Source organism: Litoreibacter ponti, from assembly GCF_003054285.1.
Lineage (GTDB): Bacteria > Pseudomonadota > Alphaproteobacteria > Rhodobacterales > Rhodobacteraceae > Litoreibacter > Litoreibacter ponti.
This window is the reverse complement of the sequence record NZ_QBKS01000002.1, coordinates 642721-665154: the sequence shown is the minus strand read 5'-3', so window position 1 is coordinate 665154 and position 22434 is coordinate 642721. Positions and strand designations below refer to the sequence as shown.

The 22434-nt window shown below is 58.4% G+C and carries 17 protein-coding genes; 12 read left to right on the top strand and 5 right to left on the bottom strand.

What is annotated here, in order from left to right; translation table 11 throughout:
- The first annotated feature begins 5 nt into the window (after window positions 1-5).
- The 4 genes from C8N43_RS17115 (at window position 6) to C8N43_RS17100 (ending at window position 5882) form a co-directional block, all read left to right on the top strand.
- Entirely contained in the window at window positions 6-986 is a 981-nt protein-coding gene (locus C8N43_RS17115; protein WP_107846955.1) for a type II secretion system F family protein, read from the top strand.
- A gap of 647 nt (window positions 987-1633) precedes the next feature.
- On the top strand, window positions 1634-3331 hold the full coding sequence (locus tag C8N43_RS17110) for an AMP-binding protein (protein ID WP_107846954.1): 1698 nt from the start codon (window positions 1634-1636) through the stop codon (window positions 3329-3331).
- 73 nt (window positions 3332-3404) lie between these two features.
- A complete protein-coding gene (locus tag C8N43_RS17105; RefSeq protein ID WP_107846953.1) occupies window positions 3405-4643 on the top strand; it encodes a helix-turn-helix transcriptional regulator in 1239 nt (412 codons plus the stop codon).
- 69 nt (window positions 4644-4712) lie between these two features.
- Entirely contained in the window at window positions 4713-5882 is a 1170-nt protein-coding gene (locus tag C8N43_RS17100) for a helix-turn-helix transcriptional regulator (protein WP_158270004.1), read from the top strand.
- Between the two features lie 35 nt (window positions 5883-5917).
- Here the strand turns inward: C8N43_RS17100 and C8N43_RS17095 are convergent, their stop codons facing one another.
- From C8N43_RS17095 to C8N43_RS17085, 3 genes are all read right to left on the bottom strand, one after another.
- Entirely contained in the window at window positions 5918-6394 is a 477-nt protein-coding gene (locus tag C8N43_RS17095) for a hypothetical protein (RefSeq protein ID WP_107846951.1), read from the bottom strand.
- Window positions 6391-6636, bottom strand: coding sequence for a hypothetical protein (locus tag C8N43_RS17090; RefSeq protein ID WP_107846950.1), 246 nt, complete (start codon window positions 6634-6636; stop codon window positions 6391-6393). The genes C8N43_RS17095 and C8N43_RS17090 overlap by 4 nt, the downstream gene beginning before the upstream one ends.
- Before the next feature lie 475 nt (window positions 6637-7111).
- Window positions 7112-8776: a bifunctional helix-turn-helix transcriptional regulator/alpha/beta hydrolase gene (locus C8N43_RS17085; protein ID WP_158270003.1), complete on the bottom strand. Its 1665-nt coding sequence runs from the start codon at window positions 8774-8776 to the stop codon at window positions 7112-7114.
- Between the two features lie 107 nt (window positions 8777-8883).
- Between C8N43_RS17085 and C8N43_RS17080 the strand changes: the two genes are divergently transcribed.
- Complete coding sequence (locus C8N43_RS17080) at window positions 8884-9849, top strand: VPLPA-CTERM sorting domain-containing protein (RefSeq protein WP_245913068.1); 966 nt, start codon at window positions 8884-8886, stop codon at window positions 9847-9849.
- Between the two features lie 354 nt (window positions 9850-10203).
- Here the strand turns inward: C8N43_RS17080 and C8N43_RS17075 are convergent, their stop codons facing one another.
- The gene (locus C8N43_RS17075; protein WP_107846947.1) at window positions 10204-11850 is read right to left on the bottom strand and encodes a sulfatase-like hydrolase/transferase; all 1647 of its coding nucleotides are present in this window, start codon (window positions 11848-11850) and stop codon (window positions 10204-10206) included.
- Window positions 11847-12530, bottom strand: a complete 684-nt coding sequence (locus C8N43_RS17070) for a MarR family winged helix-turn-helix transcriptional regulator (RefSeq protein ID WP_146174245.1) — start codon at window positions 12528-12530, stop codon at window positions 11847-11849. The genes C8N43_RS17075 and C8N43_RS17070 overlap by 4 nt, the downstream gene beginning before the upstream one ends.
- Here C8N43_RS17070 and C8N43_RS17065 point away from each other — a divergent pair.
- From C8N43_RS17065 to C8N43_RS17035, 7 genes are all read left to right on the top strand, one after another.
- The gene (locus C8N43_RS17065) at window positions 12493-13548 is read left to right on the top strand and encodes a TAXI family TRAP transporter solute-binding subunit (RefSeq protein WP_107846945.1); all 1056 of its coding nucleotides are present in this window, start codon (window positions 12493-12495) and stop codon (window positions 13546-13548) included. The two genes, C8N43_RS17070 and C8N43_RS17065, sit on opposite strands and share 38 nt — an antisense overlap.
- 28 nt (window positions 13549-13576) lie before the next feature.
- Window positions 13577-15856 carry a TRAP transporter fused permease subunit gene (locus C8N43_RS17060; protein WP_107846944.1) on the top strand — a complete coding sequence of 760 codons (2280 nt, stop codon included), beginning with the start codon at window positions 13577-13579 and terminating at the stop codon, window positions 15854-15856.
- A gap of 414 nt (window positions 15857-16270) precedes the next feature.
- A complete protein-coding gene (locus tag C8N43_RS17055; protein ID WP_107847341.1) occupies window positions 16271-16855 on the top strand; it encodes an ANTAR domain-containing response regulator in 585 nt (194 codons plus the stop codon).
- The gene (locus C8N43_RS17050; protein ID WP_107846943.1) at window positions 16852-17988 is read left to right on the top strand and encodes a CmpA/NrtA family ABC transporter substrate-binding protein; all 1137 of its coding nucleotides are present in this window, start codon (window positions 16852-16854) and stop codon (window positions 17986-17988) included. Before C8N43_RS17055 ends, C8N43_RS17050 begins: the two co-directional genes overlap by 4 nt.
- A gap of 263 nt (window positions 17989-18251) precedes the next feature.
- Window positions 18252-19622, top strand: coding sequence for a CmpA/NrtA family ABC transporter substrate-binding protein (locus tag C8N43_RS17045; RefSeq protein WP_107846942.1), 1371 nt, complete (start codon window positions 18252-18254; stop codon window positions 19620-19622).
- A 74-nt stretch (window positions 19623-19696) separates the two neighbouring features.
- Window positions 19697-20770 (top strand): ABC transporter permease, encoded by a 1074-nt coding sequence (locus C8N43_RS17040; protein WP_107846941.1) that lies wholly within the window; start codon window positions 19697-19699, stop codon window positions 20768-20770.
- Between the two features lie 5 nt (window positions 20771-20775).
- A complete protein-coding gene (locus C8N43_RS17035; RefSeq protein ID WP_211308619.1) occupies window positions 20776-22434 on the top strand; it encodes an ABC transporter ATP-binding protein in 1659 nt (552 codons plus the stop codon).

The window sequence follows — 22434 nt, the reverse complement described above, 5'->3', positions numbered from 1 at the left end:
GCGCGATGATCTATAACTTCGCAGGCTTTGCGATTGACGCAAACACGGTTCTTTATCTCGGGATCGGTCTTGGCGTGTTGCTGGTGTTCATGGGGCTCTACCTCGGATCTGTGATGCGGGACCCTGTGGCAGATCGCATGCGAGCGACCGCGCAAGGCTACACCAAAACGTCCGACCGCAAGGCCTTGATGAAGACGATGGACAAGGTGCCAGAGGGCATTTTGAAGGCCCTGATCCCCGAAGACAGATCTGAGCGGACCCAAATCCGCTTTCGCTTGCGCCAGGCGGGATTTGACGGGCCGGATTCGGTGCGCAACTTCTTCGTATTCCGCCTTGTGACAGCAATGATCGTGCCGTTCCTTGCGCTGCTGTTCTTCTCGGTGCGTGAGATTATCAACGTGCCGACATCAATTGACGCCTACTTGAATACGTTCACGAAAATTCAGGTCATGCAGATTCTGGCGGTATCCGTTGCCCTTGGGTTTTATGGCCCGACCTATTGGCTCCACCGTCAAATCAAGGCGCGGCAGCTGGAGATCGAACAGGGGTTTCCGAACGCCTTGGATTTGCTGCAGATCTCGTCCGAGGCGGGCTTGGCATTTGACACGGCTATGACCCGCGTGGCGCAAAACCTGGCAAATATTTGCCCGGCCATCAGCGAGGAATTTCTGATGTGTCAGGCGGAGGTTCTGGCCGGTCGTCACCGCGAGCAAGCCTTGTCGGACATGGCCGAGCGGATGGGCATCGAGGAAGTGAACGCCTTTGTAGCGCTCATCATTCAGTCCATGGAATACGGAACAAGCATCTCGGATGCGCTGATCGCCTATGCGTTGGAGATGCGCGAAACGCGCGAGCTCAAAGCGCAGGAAAAGGCAAACAAACTGCCGGTGCAGATGTCCGGGGTCATGGCGTCGCTCATGCTGCCAGCACTATTCCTGATCACACTCGGGCCGACGATTATCCGCTATATGGACCTGTACAAATAGTCGGTGCCCGCGATCCACACATAGGACTTTCCGTCAAAAACGGGATGCTCGTCGGAGTAGGCTATCAGCCGACACGTCGCTCCGCTTTATGGCTATCTCGTTTGCCAAATCTCCGGCTCCAGTTCGCCCGTCGAGCACCGGCAACCTGCGCGCCGTTTGCGTCTGTTGTGTCACGCAAAGATGGACGGCGAGGTCAGATATCTTGGTTTCGAACTAAAGGATGCCTGAGTCGTTGAAATTTAAAGACTCTGGGTCGCTCACACGGGCGACCTAAAGCGGTCGCTAGATTGGGCATTAGAATGCTGGAGGTGCGGCCTGCATTGCTGCCGATCGCCGCAAGAGCGGAGAATTGTCGAGTTTACACTTCGCGACACAATGCGAGATAGCGCTGCAACCGTGCCGATGTCCCCTTTCGTTCTTCTGAGAATTCCAAAGTAACCCTGCACCCGAAATCAGGCACCTGCCGGAACACGAAGTTGCGCGACTGACTCTCAACCGAAGCCCGGGAGAACACGTCTGCACTCATTCACATCCGCTAATCCGGAATTTTGTCATCCAATGTGCTATACGCTTGTTGGTAGGTGATTTAACGGGACTCACATTTATGGGTCCCGCGGTGTGCATGTTTGATTAAGGGGGACATTTTTATGGAACAACGTTGGACGACTCACTATTCGCCCGAGGCGCAGAATTTCGATCTGGCAAACATGGAGGCACAAACCATTGCAAAGATGTTGGATGTCTCGGCCAAGGAATACGGGGCAAGAAAGGCCCTCACAACGATCTTGCCGACCGGGGCCGAAACCTCGGTCACATATTCAGAACTCCGCACACAGGCTGAATACTTCGCGATCTATTTGCGCGAGGTGCTGAACCTCAGGGCGGGCGACACGGTCGCCCTGATGACAGCAAATTGTATCGGGTTCGGGGTGGCTTCGCTGGGTATTGCTAAGGCGGGGTGCATCGCGACCAATATCAACCCGCTCTACACCGCGCCGGAAATGCAGCATCAGCTCAGCGACAGCAACGCGCAGGTTCTGGTGATCATCGACCTGTTTGGCGACAAGGTAGATCAGGTGATCCGAAACACCGCGGTCCGTCATGTTGTAAAGCTGTCCCTGCTGGAGTTCTTTGCGCCGTTTAAACGCGCCCTGCTAGGCTTCGTCCTCAAACGGGTGAAACGGGCAATCCCGCCGATGCGTAGCGATCACGTGACCCTCGCCGCTGCACTGGATGCAGGGCGGGCCAAGTCTGCCACGGTGGATATTACGGCCTTCACGGCCGAGGTCAAACCCACCGACACGGCGCTCTATCAGTATACAAGCGGGACAACCGGGCGTAGCAAAGGCGTTGAACTGAGCCATCAGGCCGTGCTGGGCAACGCCTATCAGGCAGAACTTATGACCAAGAGCCTGTTGCGGCCGGAGGGCGACACCGCACTGGTTGTCCTGCCGCTCTATCACATCACCGCCTATACACTGTCGTTCATCGCGGGTCTGCGCAACGGATTGCATTGCGTCCTTGTGCCCAGTCCCAGACCAATTTCAAATCTGAAGACGGCGTTCGAAAAGCACGATGTCACGTGGCTTGCCGGGATCAACACGCTTTATGCAGCATTGCTGACGGCCGATTGGTTTAAAAAGGAGATGGCGCAAGATATACGCCTTTGTGCGTCCGGAGGGGCCGCGCAAACCACGGGTGTGGCGCAAAAGTTCAAGGACCTGACCGGCATCGAGATCTGTCAGGGCTACGGCATGACCGAATGCGCCGGGATCCTGACATTTAATCCGATCGACCAGAACAGGTTTGGGTCTGTCGGCGTGCCGGTTCCCGGATCGCAGGTGCGTATCGTCGATGATGACGGCCAGGACGTCGCGCAGGGCCAGCCCGGCGAAATCATCGGGCGCGGCCCGACCTTGATGTCGGGCTACCTGAACCAGCCCGACGCCACCGCAGCGACGATCAGAGACGGCTGGCTTTATTCCGGTGATATTGGCGTTATGGACGCGGATGGTTTCATCGAGATCGTGGACCGCAAGAAGGACATGATCCTTGTGTCCGGCTTCAACATCGCCCCGAACGAAATCGAGGACACGATTTCGCAGCTGCCGGGCGTGGCTCAGGTCGGCGTTGTGGGCATTCCCGACGACGCGACCGGCGAGGCGCCGGCGGCCTTCATCGTGCGCTCAGAGGACAGCCTGACCGAAGACGCCATCCTCGCGGCCTGCAGGAAGGGTCTGACCAACTACAAGATCCCCAAGATTATCAGGTTCGTGGACGAGGTTCCGGTGACCCTGTCGGGCAAGGTTTTGCGACGGGAGTTGCGCGAAACTTACCTGCATTAGTGACCTTGGGGCCGCAAATCCATGAAGAGAGAATTGAAAGGCGCAAGGCGAAAAGGCTGCGAGGAAACGATGTATGCAAACTGTGAATGACATCGGGCCGCAAGACCTGAGCGATCTCATCGGTCTGGTCTATGACAGCGCGCTGGAGCCGGAACAATGGTCCAGTTTTCAGCGCCGGATCCATGAGCTCTTCCCTGGCTTTCTAAGTATGTGCCAGACACTTGACGGGCCAAAAGTCATGGGGATCTACAATCCTGGCAATTTTGTCGAACAGCCTTTGCAAGACTTCTACGAAACGACGACCGATGAAGGACGTTATGTCGCCACTGACGGCATTACCGATACCCTGCGCGGAATTACACGAAACGACACGCCGGCCCCCGGCGCCCCACGCATCTCTCGCAATGTCATGACGGACGAAGAATTGCGAAATTCGGCACTCTATAAGAACGGCCTTAGGCATCTTGGCTGTGGCCACTGGACCGGAGTGATTTTTGCGGTCAGTGGCAATCGCTACGCCGCACTCAATTTCCTCGAAATCGAAGACGCGAACCCTGTCCCTGACTATGACGGGCTCACAAAACTGCTCAGATTGCTGTCGCCCCATATCGTGCGTGGTGCACGTATCGCGCGAGCGCTTTACATGGCCAAAGAGGTCGCGGAGACCTACAAAGGGTTCCTTGATGCAATTGCTTTGCCACTGATCATCATCGACGCGGGCGGTGTATTGCAGATGACAAATGCGGCAGGGCAAAGGCTGCTTGATCGCGGCGCACTCTTGGCATCATCGTCAGAGAACCGCATCGCTTTGATCGATGAGCACAATGATGCGGGCTTCAGAAGGGCACTCCGTGGCGCTCAACGTGAGGGCGAGCCGCATGGCCTGCTTGTCGATCTGGATGACGAGCCGGTGTCCTTATGTATCACTCCGTTCAGCCCCACGATGATGACCAATCTCAAGAGCGAAAAGGACGTCTTCGACCGCGGTCAGCTCTACGCTGTTTTCGTCGGCACAAAAGGCGGCGCAGCGGTCAATACCGGGCTGTTGCAGGACGTCTTCCAACTGACAAGGCGAGAGGCGGATGTGTGCAGTGCATTGGTCGCCGGGCGATCGCCCGCACAAATCGCTGAAATCCAAGGCCGCGCCGAAAAGACCATTCGCAACCAGATACAGTCCGTGCATGACAAGATCGGTGTGACCTCGACCCGCGAGTTGGCCGAGGCCCTGTCGGTCTTTCGCACCGTCGGCGCGATGTTCGACAGCAACGACCCGCATCTGTTCGGGCCGATGTACGCACCTGCTTTGGAGTAACAAACCATCAGCAACGACCTATCACCCGAAGACCTCAGCGACCTCATTGGTCTGGTCTATGACAGCGCGTTGGAACCGGAGCAGTGGCTCGCCTTGCGCAAGCGTATCTGTGAAATGTGTCCGGGTTTCGGGAGTGTCACAACGACGTTTGATGGCCCGCGCGTCATGGGCACGTATTCGCCCTCAGGTTTTGTGACCGCGCAAGCTCAACTTCATTATGACGCCTTGGCCCCGGACGGACACATTCGAGACGACGTTCAGAGCGACAGACACGTGTCCAGCGTAAAGCACGTCCCCGTCAGCGAAAGACTGGGGAATATCGCCAGTTCTCGAGAATGGTATGGCGATGCTGAGTATCGCGAAACGCCGGCCTACAAGACGTTTTTCGAGCCAGCAGGATTCGGGCATTGGACGACGCTTTGCTTTGCGGTGAATGGAAACAGGACTGCCGTGCTGACTTTCTCGGAGGTAGACTCCGAAGATGCTCACCCGGATCAGCTCAGGCTGAAGCACATTTTGGAGCTGATCTCGCCCCATGTCGTGCGTGGGGCGCGAATTGCGCGAGCGCTCTATATGGCGAAAGAGGCAGCAGAGACCTACAAAGGCTTTCTTGACGGGATCGCCTTGCCTTTGATCATCGTCGATGCGGAAGGGCTTTTACAGGTGGCTAATGCCGCCGGGCAGAAACTGATCGATCGCAGCGTCTTGATGCACCACGCGCCGTCCGGTTTGATTTCGCTGGTCGATGACACTGACAACGGGCTGTTTCGCAGGGCTTTGCGCGAAGCGAAAACCGAAAGCGACCCGCGTGGCCTGGTTGTTGATTACGGCAACCATCCGGCGTCCATCTGCGTGGCCCCCTTCCATCCAACTATGATGACCAATCTCAAGACAGAGATGGACGTGTTTGGCCAAAGCCAGCTTTTCGCCGTCTTCTTCGGAACGAAAGGTAATTCCCCGATCAATTCGGACCTTTTGCAGGACGTCTTCCAGCTGACAAGGCGAGAGGCGGACGTGTGCAGCGCGTTGGTCGCCGGGCAGTCACCTGCGCAAATCGCCGAAACCCAGGGTCGCGCCGAAAAGACCATTCGCAACCAGATCCAGTCCGTGCATGACAAGATCGGCGTGACCTCGACACGCGAGTTGGCCGAGGCCCTGTCGGTCTTTCGCACCGTCGGTGCGATGTTCGACAGCAACGACCCGCATCTGTTCGGCGCACAAAAATTGCCGAGCCCCTGAAGGCCCGGCAATTCCGCAAAGGTCGCGACCTCTGCTCAGGGAAGCGTGATGGCTCCCGTGACTTTTTGCTCGAATGTTCCGGCATCTGTGATGGCCGAATTGACGAAGCTGCCACCTCCCTGAACGCACGCGGTTTTGCCCGCGCCGCCATGGGCGGTCCATGAGCCGGAGATGCCGCCATCGCGGTTCAGGCCGATCACCTCGTAAGAGATCACCATCTTGTCGCCAGCCGCATTGTTGAAATCGCAAAGGCCACCGCCCGAAGCTGCCGGTGCCGCGATCACCATATGACCGGTGCACGATCCCGTCATGCCGTTCATCGGGTTGCCCGCTGCCCCCTCAACCGGCGCGTATTGGCTGATCAGCAGTCCGGCCATGTGGCCTTCGCTCATCACGGTCATCTGACGCTCGGTCGTGCCGTTGAGCGTGGCGCTCATGTCGAATGTGCTGCCCGCGAAAGCGGTGCTTGCAGAAATGGCGAGAGCGGCGGCAGTGAGAGAGATGCGCTTCATGATTTCTCTCCGACCTTGGTGGCGATGTCGGCTGCGTCCTGTGTGACCTGCGGCTTGGCCGAGCAGATCAAAAGAAAGCACTTGCCGGATTTGCTCTCAAAGGCGCCCTCCTGCGGGAAGTCGAGGTTCGGCATGATCGGAATGCCAAGCCCTTGTGCGGAAGCCGTTGTGGCCATTGCGGATGTAGCCAGTACGAGAGCCGTCCCAGCGATGCGGAGCTTGATTGTGCTGAAGTAAGTCATGTGCTTTTTCCCTGTCGAGTTGTCGATAACTTGACGTTAGGGAAGTTTCGTATTTCAGGATTGGGCAAGTTTGCCTAAAAATTCTGAGAAACTGTCAAATAGGTCGAGGGAAGCCGCTCGGCTGAGACCCGCTGTCAGCGCTCGGCTTTAACGAGCAGGCTCATAAGCAACGCATGAATGAAGACGCGTTCAGTAAATTCAAGCTCAGCGCGGCATTGGCGTCTTGGGGCTATGGCCGGTCCGCGTCTATGGAGACGGCCCAGAGCTGCCTCTGAGCGCCTGCATCTCAAATCTGCGGTCGCAACCTGCGTTGCTGTCATTGGCTTCGAGCGTAAGATCTGGAAGTGTTTGGGCTACAGTCTGCGGGGTAAATCCGACCTCGAGAGATAAAGTGCGAACGGAAGGTACTGCAGAATTTGATCAGGTTCATTAGAAAAGACCAACCTCGTAGTCGAGCAGGTCATTTGTTGCACATTCAGGAGGCCAAGATGTCCATCAACTGCTGTGCGTGCGAAACCGCAACCATGAAACCGCCCTCGGAAACCTCAACTAAATCGATCAAATCTGGGTAGTCCGCCGCAAATGCGCGAACCGGGTCAATCGGCGCAACCGGATTCTTGGCACCGTGAAACAAGGTTACGGGTGTTTTGCACGCCCTTGCCCAATCGGCCCAGTCCCGTGTCGCGATCATCAAATCTGGAATGGCGTGTTCGATCCCTTGCGCCGAAATCGACGCGACAGCCGCATCCTGTTCCTCGAGATATTGTGGATTCGTGGCAAGAGTAACGTCTTCGGGATTTGCGCGCAGCTGCATCGTCGCGAACCGGCGGCTACCGATCACTTTCCAGGTTTTCAATCCGGCGGAGACCATTACTTTAAACAGACGCGGAGAAGCTTGTGCGCCGCGGAGCAACGCCCCAGCCCAAGGCGAGTTAATCCCCGCAGATCCGTAATATGGAACAGGGACCAGCGTCGAAAGAAGCACCATCTTCTCAAGCCGCTCCGCAATTAATCCACCCAAGCGATAGGCGTAACCGGTACTTGTGCTATGAGCCATCAGGACTGCGCGCTTGGTTCCGAGCTGATCGAGCAATGCCATAATGTCTTCGCCCATGGCCGCGACGTAGTCCGGATTGGACGTTGGGTCAGATCCGCCATAGCCGGGGCGTGCAATACTTGCGACGCATAGGCCGGCAGTCCTGAATTGCTCTTCGGCCTCTGCCGTGAACGTAAACAGAGTTGCATCTGGAAGGAAAACCACGAGTTTCCCCCGGAGGTCGCCGGCAAGAACGACTTCGACGCTACGTCCCGCATCGCGGAGCAAATTGACGCGTTTGCGATGGGGATGCCGCGCCAGACTTGCCATGTCACCGATGTCGGTTTGGAATTGTGACAGCGCCAAAGCATTTCGCATGAGATCTGCCTGAGTTGTGACCCCGACTTTTGTCATGATTGTATGAAGCTGCGTCTTGATGGTCGCCCAAGACCGATCTCGTGCTTTGGCAATTGTCACCAGATCGTCACCTTGCATGAAGGCTTGCAAGACCGCGGCTTCGGCATCGGTCAGGCCAAATGCCTCCTTCAATAGAACAACAAGACCAGCAGGCCAGCTTGGGTCAATCGCAAACACAATCGCGCTTTTTGGCGCCGCATTAGCTGATCCGGGAACGAAGGTTGCAATAGTGACAGCCTTGTCGTCAGGGGCCACAACAGCACGGCAGAACTCTACGTCGCGGTCTTTCTCGTTGCGGCTGAACAGCTCACCCAGATAATCCCCAAAGGTCGCACCGCCAATTAATCCAATTGGCAGCGCATCAATCCTGTCGCCCGGATCAACCTTCAGCCGCCCCATTGCCGTGAGGTTCTGAGCCAAAACGATCCCGTCACGCCGAACAACGAATGCCGGATTGGAAAAGGCATTCAGCATACGCCTTATCTGAGGGGCGACGATATCAGTGTTCAGACTCTCTTCGATCTGCTCAAGCGCAACTCCTGCCTCATTCTCGAGTTCACCAGAGCTCGCGGATGGCACTTCAAAGAACGAATTCCACGCGTCAACGAAGGCTTCAAATGCAAATGGATCGGTTGCGCCGTGCCGCAAAACATCCCGGAGCTTTTCATCAGATTTACGCACAGACATGAGGATCAGAATAAACGGTGGCTGCGTTAGCGCATACAACAAACGTCGTATGCGGAGCGGGAACTTCACCTTTAAGATTTGAGCGGATTTATGAGGGGATCATTGAAATGAAGACAATTCTGACAATTTGTGTTGCTTTCCTTGGGCTGTCGATTTCGGCGCAAGCCGCGACAATCAGCAATTCTGTTTCAATTATTAATGGCGGAGGTGGTACTGGCCGGTGTGGCAGCACCGCCCCGCAATCCACCAGCTCGAATTCTGATGTTGCTGTGACATTGAACGATGGCGGGGTGAATTGCACCGTGGCGGGAGATTCGGTTGCAGGCGGAGGCGTCATTGCCTATCGCGCGACGGCGACGTTTGATCGTTCTCTTGGCCCGGCTGGCAGTGTGCGCATACAGGGTGGCGCGCGCAGCGTCATGAGCGACATTTTCCTGACACCGTTATTTGATGTCGATGACCCCGACATTCCGTTCAATACCGATTTCACAATTGACCTGCAGCTGAATGCGTCCTTGGAGGGCACGGCCACCGGCGCGGTTGCAAATGACACGGGACAGGCGGGTGGGGGCGCGGGCATAACGGCAACCGTGTCACTCAGCGGGAGTCCCAGCCCAGGCAATTTCTCTTCCAATAGCGCAGTCGTCCGAGGTGGTGCTGGTGCCGACTGGGTCAACTTGCTTTCAGATTACGATGATTTTTCCTCCGCGATGATGCCTTTGATCAGGCATGATTGGCGCCAACCGTTCAGCGTTATTTTCAATATGGACACGAACACTTCCGCGTCAGCCTTTGGTGCTAACCAAGCGACGGGCACTTTGGATGCCTTCAACTCTTTGAGCTTTTCCAAAGTGGGGCCGGCTTTTATCCTGCCGGATGGCTTTACGGTCAACGCCCCAGAATTGAACATCGTCGACAATCGCTGGATCGACCCCCGGATACCAGAAGTCGCGCCGGTACCTTTGCCGGCAGGGCTACCTCTGCTTTTGGCGGGTCTCGGAGCACTTGGCTTCGTACTACGCAGAAAAACGCAAACCGACCAAGAGGCGACAATGCTCGCACACGCGAAATGAGCAGCAAACGTCCAGATTGGGCTCTCCGTCGGCGTTGGAGCTAGCGCAACTCACGAAGAACTAAACCTCAGCTCTTCGTCGATGAAGGCCCATGTCGGACCTTCAGGACCTAGCCAAAATACGGCGTCCGCGGTCCACATCGTTGCCATCTGCCGATGCACCGTCTGACTTTGCAATTGGGCGTACTTCGAAGGATTGGGGGTGGAAGCGAGGTCGTCGGGAGGACGAAGTCGCTGATCCATTGGTCGCGTCTGAGAGTCACTGCGAGAATATAGCCTTGCACAAAGTCTCTTTTGAAAACCGTTCGCAAGCGCGTTGCTCACATCTGGCGCGTGGGAAAGGTGCTGTTCAACATCAAACCTTTCCGACAGGCTGGAGTGCGGCGAAGGCCTGACCAGTGGTGTCCTCATATTCAATTTCGTCCCAGAACCCGATAAGGATACCATCCTGCGCGGCGCGCTTCTGGCGGGCGAGGACTGTTGGCGTTGCGGTAATCCTTGTGTGGTGACGCGTCGCCCAGCGTAGCAGCGCGGCTTCCATCCGCGTGCGAGTGCTGATGTGTTCGGGGCGGTCGGATTGGCCGATGTTCTGGAGCTCACTTGGGTCCGTTTCCAGATCGAACATGACCGGTTCGAACCCCTCGCAGCGAATGTATTTCCAGCGGCCATCGAAGATCATCGTCGTATGAGCATCCTCTTGCGGCACATCAAGCGCTCTCGCCATTTCGGACCAGTGATAATCATGCTCGCTGATGATGTACTTGCGCGAAAAGCCCTCAGAACCGTGCAGGATTGGCGTTAGATCACGACCCTCAATGATATGCGGTTTTGCCTCACAGCCCAAGGCGTTCATGAAGGTTGGCGCAAGGTCGATCATCTCGACCAATTGATCGGATACGGTTCCACGGGTTGCGTCGGCCTGCGATCTTGGATCGCTGATGATGAGCGGAACCTTCACCGCCATCTCATGATAGAAATCCTTGTCGCCCATCCAGTGATCACCCATGTAATCCCCATGGTCCGAGGTGAAGGCGATGATGGTATTGTCGCCAAGACCCCTTTCATCCATCCACGCGAACAACCGGCCAAGGTTGTCGTCGAGCTGTTTGATCAGCCCCATATAGGCTGGGATGACGTGTGTGCGCACGTGATCGCGTGAGAAACTGCGGCAAACACGGGCGTCCAGATACGCGCGCAGCAATGGGTGATCGGTCTTGCGTTCGGCGTCGGAGCGGACCGGATCAACGATATGCGTCTCGTTATACATGTCGTGATACGGCGCTGGAACGATGTAGGGCCAATGTGGCTTGATGTAGCTCAGGTGACACATCCATGGCCTGCCATCGGCCTTGGCGTCTCGCATGAAATCCATGGCGCGGTCGGTCATATAGGCCGTTTCAGAGTGTTCTTCGGGCACATTGGCTGGCAGGCGCGAGTTCTTCAAAAGCCAGGCCGAGAGCAATTCACCGTCGTCATCGAGGCCGGAATTGGCAAAATCCTCCCATGGATTTTCACTGTCGTACCCATGAGCAACCAGATAATCGTCATAGGCCGACCATTGCTGACGTGGGCTGTCGGGGTGCAGGCCATCGTCGCGCTCGAACGGCTCAAAACCGCACTCGGAGCGACGCACGCCAATCTCGCTTTTGGGATCAATGCCAAGCCACGCCATGCCCTCGCGGTCTGCGATCATGTGTGTCTTGCCGACCAGCACCGCGCGCGCGCCAGCCTCGCGCAGATGATCGCCCAAGGTCGGCTCGCCTACCCGCAACGGCATTCCGTTCCAGGTGGAGCCATGGCTGCGCACATAGCGGCCCGTGTAGGCTGACATTCGCGACGGGCCGCACACCGGCGATTGCACATAAGCCCGATCAAAGCGTACACCGCGCGCCGCCAGCGCGTCGATATGCGGCGTGTGAAGATGCGGGTGGCCATAGCAACTCAGGTAGTCAAACCTGAGTTGATCGGCCATGATCCAAAGCACATTCGGGCGGTCGGTCATTGCGCAACCTCTATACTTAGATTTTCGGACAGCGGTGCCTCGACGAAGGCTTCGAAACGGTCGATGAGCTCGATGAAGGTATTGAGCTCTTTTTCCGAAAACGTTCGGGAAAGTGCCGCGCGGCGGGCTGACATGACTAGCGACGTCCGCTCGAAAACCTGATGTCCATAGCCTGTCAGCGCGATCAGCGATTGCCGGCGGTCTGCTTCGCTGATGCTGGTTGTCACATATCCTTTTCGCACCATGCCGGGGACCGCACGGCTGATCAGCGCGTGATCGGTTCGCTGTATTGCCGCCATTTCGGTGACGGTCAGCGGGCCGGCCTCAGCCAGATCCCAGAGGACCCGCCATTCGGTGATCGACAGCTCTCCGGCAGATTTCAGCATGCGTTGCGCCTGCACGCGTGATGCCAAGGACGCCGCAGACAAGCGCCCGAACAGATTGCGGTTCTGTTCAAGCTGGCGCGCGTTGACCCTGTCGAGGTTGGTTCTGGGCTGCTTGGTCATTTGGTCTCCATAGAGAGCAATAAGATCAGCAAAATTTTTACGTGACAAGTCACATAATCTTTGTAACGTTGCATTTGGGAAACCCGCAACAAGCGGGTCATTTGCCTGCGCGACAGCGCTGCATTGGGAGGAAGCCATGATCAGAAAAACCATCGCCGGGGCGATTTTGGCCATGTTGCCAACCGCCGGTTTCGCACAAGCGACACTTACAGCCGAAACGACGTCGCCGGGGTCCACGCCGCATTACATCGACACGACTTTGGCGGCTGTCTTGGACGCAGCGGGCGTCGCCACCATGCAAATCACCGAAGGCGCCACGCTTACGAATTCGGTGCAGGCCGTTGCCGAAGGCCAGTTGGACATCGCCCCTGCGCCACTGATCCTGCCATTTCTGCTGTCGCGCGGCGTTGGGCCCTATTCCGGCCTCGGGGCAGAACGCGGGGGCGAGCTGGCCGGAAACCTGCGCGCGCTGTTCTTCTCCGCCCCCTCTGCCCAACTCTTTGGCCATTATAACAGCGGGGCGATCCAAAGCCCCGACGACATCGAGGGCAAGCGCATCTATAACGGCCCCCCACGCGGCGCAGCACTGACGACCGGTCGCGCGGCCATCCAGCTGCTCAGCGGACTGAAGGACGGCGAAGGCTACGAAGGCGTGCAAACACCTTGGCCGGATACGGTTGGCACGATCACCGGTGGCGCTGTCGATGGCTGGACCCTCCCCGAAGGCCTGCCGTCGGGCCGCCAGATCGCCATTGCCGCGGCAGGCGGCACCACGCTCTATGATATCCCGTCGGACATCCTGAACAGTGAGCTTGGGCAGCAGATCGTGAACGCCCCCGGCAACGTCGCCTATTCCATCCCGGTCGAGGAATATCGCGCGGCATACGCCGGCAATGACATCACGATTGTCACGGATGACGACAGCTTCGATACGTTCGCTTTGGCCTTTGCACAGATCGTGCCTGCGTCCATGGACGAAGAACTGGCCTATCAGATCACACGCGCCTATCTGGCCGGGCAAGAGCGGTTCCTGACCGGATCGCCCCGCGGTCCTTACCTGTTCCTGAGTTTTGGCGACATTAACGGGTCTGCTCAGGGCATCTGTGGTGCCGTCACTCTGACGATGCACCCCGGTGCGATCCGCGCCTACGAGGAGGCCGGGCATACCGTAGCCGATTGCGCGCGGCCCTAGAGGGTAGCAGCGCTGCCGGTGCTACAACATGGCCAAAGCACAAACCGTGAAACCAAAGGGACAGCGCATCGCGCTGTTCCTTGCGTTTTTTCTTGTCTGTATCGGCATGCTCAACACGCTGCCCGAAATCCCCGGGCTACAGGATTGGGCACGCGACATAACAGGCATCCGGTTCTTTCGCATTTCCGGTTTTCCGCCTGAAATCTTCTTTCCACCGATCTTCGTTCTGATGATGGCGATCGTCGCTTTAGACGCGAGCCTCTACCGCGCATGGCGCAAGACACGACCCGATCGCGCTTGGTTGGGTCTCGCCCTTGATATGGGGTTGGTTCTAGCGGCCTTGGCTGGAGCGGTTGGCTTCTGGATCGAAATCGACTCCGTTTGCCTTATCGACCAGATCACGGGCGAACGCGCTCGCCTGATCGAAGACGCGCTTGCGCGGTCGGCCAATTTGATCCCTGGACTGACCCTTGAGGCGGAAGTGCCTGCCTGTCAGGCCCGTCTGGGCATTTGGGTGCTGCCACTGCTGTTCACCATCATCTTGTTGTTCTTTCTGTACAACGTACGCGTCTGGGGACTGCCCTTGGTGGTCGTGGCGAGCATCGTCGTCCTCTACACAGTTTCGACGGCCCTGATCTGGGTCTTTGAGCTGAGCGACAACAACTTCCTTCTGACCAAACTGGGCGCGGATGGAGGGGACGCCTTGGCCTCAGCGATCCAGAAGGCAACGAATGTCTTCATTACACCCGATGGCTTCATGGGCCGGTTCATGGACATCATCATCAATCAGGTCTTCCCCTACGTTGTCTTGGGGGCGCTTTTCGGATCATCGGCGGGCGGCACGTCGCTGATCAAACTGGCCGTGCGGCTGACGCGGAACCTGCGCGGTGGGCCGGCCCATGCCGCCATTGTCTCCTCAGCCATGTTTGGCACAATCACGGGCGGGCCGGTCACGAATGTGCTGTCGACCGGGCGGCTCACCATTCCGATGATGCGGCGCAATGGCTTTTCGCCGCAATTTGCAGGCGGGGTCGAGGCGGCTGCGTCTTCGGGCGGGCAGATCATGCCTCCGGTCATGGGCATTGCCGCCTTCGTCTTGGTCGCGCTGACCGCGGTGCCCTACACCAAGGTGATAACGGCGGCCTTCATCCCGGCCATTGCGTTCTTCTTCTCGATTTTTCTGGCCGTCATGTTCCAAGCCAGACGCGAAAAGGTCGAGCCGATGCGGACCATTCCCGACGATCTGATCATGGAGCGGCAGGACTGGCGGAACCTTTGGATCATCTTTCTGCCTATACTTGTGATCCTGTTTTTGCTTTTGGGAAACAAGGATGCGATCGGCGAAAGTTGGATTGCGGTCATGCTGCCTAACGCGGTCGTTCAGACCATCGTCAACGCAACCGGCGACGCCGTTTCGGCTGGCTGGTGGGCCGTCGCGATCTTGCTTCCCCTGATGCTTTTGGACCCAGATACTCGCGCAGAACCCAGCAGGATTGCCACGGCCCTCGGCGAAGGGGGCATCCTTATCTCGCGCTTGTTTCTTTTACTCTTTGCAGTGTCGATCATCGCCGCCTTCCTGAACGAAAGTGGCCTGACGGGTGAGCTGACCCGTGCGGTCACAACATGGTTGGAGCAGGTCACGTCAATCCGCATTCTGGGCTACGACATCCCGATTTCCGGTGGCGTCTATCTAATGCTCGCACTCGTCTGTGCCATGTTTTGCGCGATCCTCTTGGGCATGGGGATGCCAACCGTTCCGGCCTATGTGAACGTCGCCTTGTTACTTGGGCCGCTTCTGGCGCAGCTCGGCGTCAGCTTTTTCACCGCCAATATGTTCGTCTTCTACTTCGCCGTGGCCTCGGCCATCACGCCACCCGTTGCGGTTGCAGCATTTGCGGCGTCGTCGATCACGGGGGCCGAGCCCATGCGCACGGCATTCTCGGCAGTGCGGGTTGGCATCGTGATGTTCACGATCCCCTTTGTGTTCGCCTGGTACCCCGAATTGCTGCTGATCCCCGAGGCCGTCACGATCACCGACGAGTCCGGACGGCGCGTGCTCATGGATGGATATTCGGGCGAGCCAGATTATGGCTCGCTTATCCTGCTCCTTTGCAGGCTTGTAGCAGCGCTGTACTTACTGGCTTCCGCTCTGGCCAGCTACGATCAAGCAGCGTTGTCTGGTTGGGTATCCTCGCTGCGCATTCTTGCAGCGGTGTTGATACTTTGGAAGTCGCCATTGGTGATAATGGCCGGCGGTGCGCTGGCCTGCCTGTTGCTCTTGTCACATCTTTTGCGCAATCGAGCGTAGAGCGAAGCACCGGTGCTCGATCGAAAATATGGCTCAGGCCACACCAGTATTTGATGGAATGAGATGCGCCTAATCCGCGCCATTCAGATGTCAGCATAGCCTCGCTGCAGTGCACCTTCCCCGGAGCCGCCATTCGTTGCGGCAGTTGAGAGGCCCTGTTTCGAAAGAGTCCGTGTAACCGGGGACACACCGTCACTGGCATTTCGGGGGTGAAAGTAAACTGCGCTTAGATCACCAGACCGATGTGGCTTTCAAAGCATCGACGAGTTTCGGGGGCCGTTTGGCTCGCAAGGCGCGCAAAGGATAGGCAGCGGCACCGGAGTTGCTCGCTTTTGGTGCAGACGCACAGGGAAGAACCGCGTGCCCTCGGCGCGCGCGGTTGACGTTCGCTCGACCCGGATTGATGCACGCGGCATGGACCGTGACTTGCGCATTCTTGTCGTTGAACCCGATCCCGAGCGCGTTCTCGGCATCATCAATGCATTGACCGACGCGGGTTGGTCGGATGTGAAAGCCTTGGCGCGCATTTCGGGGCTGAACCGGACAGTCAAGGAGTTCGTTCCAGATATCGTTCTGATCGACCTGACCAACCCGGACCGCGACACTCTCGAGCATATTTCTGATGCGACGGAATCGTCGAAACGCCCCGTCGCGCTGTTTGTGGATCACACCGACGAAGATCTTACACAAGCAGCCCTAAACGCCGGGGTCAGCGCGTATGTTGTGGATGGCCTCAAGATGGAAAGGATCAAATCCGTTCTTGAGACAGCAATCGCGCGGTTCAAGGTCATGCGGCAGATGCAATCGGAACTGGACGCGGCGAAACAGGCCTTGGAAGACCGCAAGACCATCGACCGGGCAAAGGGCATCTTGATGCGTCAGCGCGATATGTCCGAAGACGAGGCGTACAGCCTTTTGCGCAAGACCGCGATGGACCAGAACCGCAAGGTCATCGACGTTGCGCAGGCGCTGGTCACCGCAGCGGATCTGTTATCATGAACGGGACCGTCCTGAACTGCGGCTACGTTCCCCTGGTGGACTGCGCGCCCTTGGTGATCGCAAAAGAACTTGGGTTTGCGGCCGAAGAGGGGCTCGCCCTCAATCTTGTGCGGCAGCCTTCCTGGTCTGCGCTGCGCGATATGTTGGCTCTGGGTCATCTAGAGGCGGCGCAGATGCTTTCCCCTATGCCTGTCGCCATGTCGATGGGATTGGGCGGACTGCCAGCGCGGGTCGACACTTTGATGGTATTGTCGGTGAATGGCACGGTTTTTGGTGTCTCCAACGCTGTCGCGGCAAAGTTGGGCGATGTTCCGTTCGGGGATGCGGATGCGCTCTTGTCTGCGCTCCGTGCGCATAGTAGCGGGCCGCTGCGCATTGGCGTTCCTTTCCATTATTCGATGCACCGACTTCTCTTGTCCTATTGGACGTCGGCTGACGAGGGTTTCGCCGTTGAGGAAGTCACGGTGCCGCCACCGCGCATGGCGGACGCCGTTGCGGAGGAGTTCGTCGACGCTTTCTGGGTCGGTGAGCCTTGGGGAAGCGTCGCCGTCCAGAGAAATGTCGGTCAGGTCATGATGACAGGCGGCGATGTCTGGAAGTTTGCCCCCGAAAAGGTGCTGGCCGCCCGCCACGATTGGGTCGAGAACAACACAGACTCCGTGCGGAGATTGATGCGGGCCGTTTATCATGCATCATCTTGGTTGGACTCATCCAAGAACCGAACCCTGGCCGTCGAGATATTGGCGCGCAGCGAACATCTCAGCATGTCGCCGGACCTCATTGACCCCGCGCTGTCGGGCCAGATCGTGCCTCGGCTGCACGCCGCCCCACGGACTGTCGAACGTTTCGTGGGCTTCAATAGACATGCCGCATCGTTTCCGTGGCGCAGTCAGGCTGCATGGATCGCGCACCACCTTGGCGCGGATGCGGTAGGCATCGAGAAGGCCAAGGCCTGTTTCCGGTCGGACTTGTATCGGCAGAATCTCAGCGGCGTCGGGGTGGATATGCCCGGCGCGTCCGAAAAGGTCGAAGGTGCGCTGAAGTTCGAAACCGCCGTAGCCTCGACGCGTGGCCATATGATTCTTGCTCCGGATGCCTTTTTTGACGGCAAAACCTTCGACTTCGCCGGGTGAGTGTGCCGAATTCGTAGGCAGTTTCTGCATCGCGGCATGAAATTGCGCGGCAACGCAGAAAAGCCATTGCGCAATTCGCCCGCCTAAGACTTCACTGGCTCAAAGGGCAACGACGCCCAAACGATCGCAGCGACCAGTGTTGGTTTCTGCCCTCCCAAGAGCAAAGCCGCTCGTATGGATCACGGACCTCCTCCCCCGTGAACCCTACGCGCGGCTTTTTTCGTTTTCGGCCTTTTTCTCGGGCCATTGCAAAGGACGATCTGATGAAAACTACCATTGCTACTCTACTGACTGCCTCGACGATCCTCGCGTCACCGGCCTTCGCAGACATTCTCGACCTTGAGAAAGAGGACCTGACCCTTGGGTTCATCAAGCTGACGGACATGGCGCCCTTGGCGGTGGCCTACGAGCTTGGCTATTTCGAGGACGAAGGCTTGTTTGTCACCCTCGAAGCGCAGGCGAACTGGAAAGTGCTGCTTGACGGTGTGATAAGTGGCGAGCTGGACGGGGCACATATGCTGGCGGGCCAGCCTTTGGCGGCCACGATTGGCTACGGGACCGAAGCACCGATCATCACGCCCTTTTCGATGGACCTGAACGGCAACGGCATCACGGTATCCAACGACATCTGGGCACAGATGAAACCCAATGTGCCATTGATGGAGGACGGCCGCCCGCAGCACCCGATCAGCGCCGCGGCACTCGCCCCGGTCGTCGAGGATTACAAGGACCGCGGGGAGCCCTTCAACATGGGCATGGTTTTCCCCGTCTCGACCCACAACTACGAAATTCGCTACTGGCTTGCCGCGGGCGGGCTGGAGCCCGGCTATTACAGCCCGCAAGACATCTCCGGCCAGATCGGCGCCGACGTGCTTCTTTCAGTGACGCCGCCACCGCAAATGCCAGCCACGATGGAGGCTGGCACGATCTTTGGCTATGCCGTGGGCGAGCCTTGGAACCAGCAGGCGGTGTTCAAGGGCATCGGCGTGCCGGTCATCACCGACTACGACATGTGGAAGAACAACCCCGAAAAGGTGTTCGGCATCACCAAGGAGTTCGCCGAGGAAAACCCGAACACGACACTGGCACTGACCAAGGCGCTGATCCGCGCCGCGATCTGGCTGGATGAAAATGACAACGCCAATCGCGAAGAAGCGGTGCAGATGCTGTCGCGCCCTGAATATGTCGGTGCCGATGCCGAGGTGATCGCCAACTCGATGACCGGCTTCTTCGAGTTCGAAAAAGGCGACGTGCGCCCCGCGCCGGACTTCAACGTGTTCTTTCGCTACAACGCGACCTACCCGTTCTACTCCGACGCGATCTGGTATCTGACCCAGATGCGCCGCTGGGGCCAGATCGACGAGACCAAGCCCGATCAGTGGTATTTCGACGTGGCTGCTGACGTCTATCGCCCGGACATCTACCTTCAGGCAGCACGGATGCTCGTCGATGACGGCATGGCAAACGAGGCGGACTTCCCGTGGGACAGCGATGGCTTCAAGGTGGCGACGCCCGCTGCCGATATCATCGACGGCATTCCCTATGATGGCCGCACCCCCAACGCCTATATCGACAGCCTGCCCATTGGTCTGAAATCCGGCCAGACGGTCACCAATGGCCGGGTCGACGGCTAAGCGACACCCAAGGGCGCCCCGCAAGCCGGGCGCCCTTCCCAGCCTTTCCACACAGAAGCAGTTGGACATCAGACATGACCGCGATTGACCCACAAACGCTCGACACAGAGGCGCGCCGCACGCGGCGCTTCGCCCGTATCAACAAGGCGGACGCCTGGTTCAAGGTTCTGGGGCTGGCGTGGCTGACCCCGATCCTGAAAGCCGCCGCAGGCGACAACCCACGCGCGCAGGCGGGCGAGATCTGGCGCCTTCTGGGGGTGCCGCTGCTCGCAATATCACTGTTCTTGGTGGCCTGGGGCACCCTTGCGCCCAAAGTGCAAACGTCGCTCGGCGCTGTGCCCGGACCCGTGCAGGTTTGGGAGCAGGTCGGGTCACTTCATGCGGATTACCTGCGCGAGAAAGGCCGCGAGACCGCGTTCTACGAGCGTCAGGAAAAACGCAATGCCGACCTTATCGCGAGCCGTCGCGAGGACCGCGTCCGCGAGCGCGTCTACACCGGCAAGCCCACCTATTACGACCAGATCTGGACCTCGATCCTGACGGTGTTCTTCGGCTTCCTGATCGCGTCCATTGTCGCCATTCCCTTGGGCATCGCGGCGGGCCTGTCGGCCACGGCCAACGCGGCGCTGAACCCTCTGATCCAGATTTTCAAACCGGTATCGCCGCTGGCATGGCTGCCGATCGTCACCATGATTGTGTCAGCAGTCTACACCACCAATGACGGGATGTTCTCCAAGTCGTTCCTTGTGTCGGCCATCACGGTGACGCTGTGCTCGCTTTGGCCCACACTGATAAACACCGCCCTTGGCGTCAGCTCGATCGACAAGGACCTCGTTTCGGTCAGCCGCGTGTTGAAGATGAACACCTACACCAAGATCACCAAGCTGGTGCTGCCCTCCGCGCTGCCGTTGATCTTCACCGGGCTGCGGCTGTCACTGGGCGTCGGTTGGATGGTGTTGATCGCCGCGGAAATGCTGGCGCAGAACCCCGGCCTTGGAAAATTCGTGTGGGACGAATTCCAAAACGGCAGCTCGCAATCGCTCGCCCGCATCATGGTCGCGGTGTTCACCATCGGCCTGATCGGCTTCCTTCTGGATCGGGTGATGTACGCGCTGCAATCCATGTTCACCTTCTCGAACAACCGGTGACCCAGATGAGCATCCTAGAGTTCAAGAACGTCTGCCAAAGCTACGGCGACACACCCGTCCTGAAGGACATCAACCTCAGCGTCGAGGAAGGGGAATTCGTCGTCATCCTTGGCTTCTCGGGCACCGGCAAGACGACGCTGATCAATCTGATGGCGGGGCTGGAGCAGCCGACCAGTGGCACGGTCACCTTCAAAGACGCGCCCATCCTGGAGCCCGGCCGCGAGCGCGGCGTCATTTTCCAAAGCTATTCGCTGATGCCTTGGCTGACGGTCAACGGCAATGTCGCGCTGGCGGTGGATACGATGTTCCCTGATCTCAGCGCGTCCGAGCGGGCGGCCAAGGTGGACCATTACGTTGCCATGGTGGGGCTGAGCCATGCCGCCACCCGCCGTCCGGCAGAGCTATCGGGCGGCATGCGTCAGCGGGTCAACGTCGCCCGCGCCTTGGCGATGGACCCGGAGATGCTGCTGCTGGATGAGCCGCTGTCGGCACTCGATGCGCTCACCCGCGCCAACCTCGCAGACGAGATCGAGGCGATCTGGGAAGCCGACAAGAAGACCTGCGTGCTGATCACCAATGACGTGGACGAGGCGATCATCCTCGCCGACCGCATCATCGCCCTGAACCCCAACGGCACGCTTGGCGACGAGTTCAAGGTCTCCATCCCCCGCTCCCGCGACCGCATCGCCATGAATAGCAACGCCGCGTTCAAGTCTCTGCGCGCGCAGGTCACGAGTTATCTCATGGATGTGGGCATTGCCTCCAAGGTCGAGGGCTCGCGCATACTTCCAAATGTGACACCGATCCACAGCGTGCCCGCGGCAGTGGCCAAGGCGCAGGAAAGCGCCATCGAAGAGCGATTCCTCAACTTCTCGCAGCTCGACAAGGTCTACCCAACCCCGAAGGGACCGCTGACCGTGGTCGAGAACTTCGACCTCAAGATTAAAAAGGGCGAGTTCATTTCGCTCATCGGCCATTCCGGCTGTGGCAAGTCAACCGTGCTGACCATGGCCGCCGGGCTGAACCCGATCTCCAAGGGCGCGATCCGGCTCGATGGCTGGAATGTCGAAGGGGCCGACCCGGAACGCGCCGTGGTGTTCCAGTCACCCAACCTGTTCCCATGGCTCACCGCCAAGGAAAACGTCGCCATCGGCGTGGACAAGGTCTACCCCAAGGCCAGCCAGGCGGAGCGGCAGGACGTGGTCGAATACTACCTCGAACGCGTCGGCCTTGCCGACAGCATGAACAAAGGCGCGGCATCGCTGTCCAACGGCATGAAGCAACGCGTCGGCATCGCCCGGGCCTTCGCCCTGTCTCCCAAGCTGCTGCTCCTCGACGAGCCGTTTGGCATGCTCGACAGCCTCACCCGCTGGGAGCTGCAAGAGGTGCTGATGGAGGTCTGGTCGCGCACCAAGGTCACTGCCATCTGCGTCACCCATGATGTCGACGAGGCAATCTTGCTGGCCGATCGGGTCGTGATGATGACCAACGGCCCGCAGGCCACCATCGGCAAGATCACAGACGTGAACCTGCCCCGCCCCCGCACCCGTAAGGCGCTGCTGGAGCATCCCGACTACTACACCTACCGCCAAGAGGTGCTCGACTTCCTTGAGGAATACGAGCACGGCGCCACGCCGAAACCCAAAGCCATTGCAGCGGAGTGA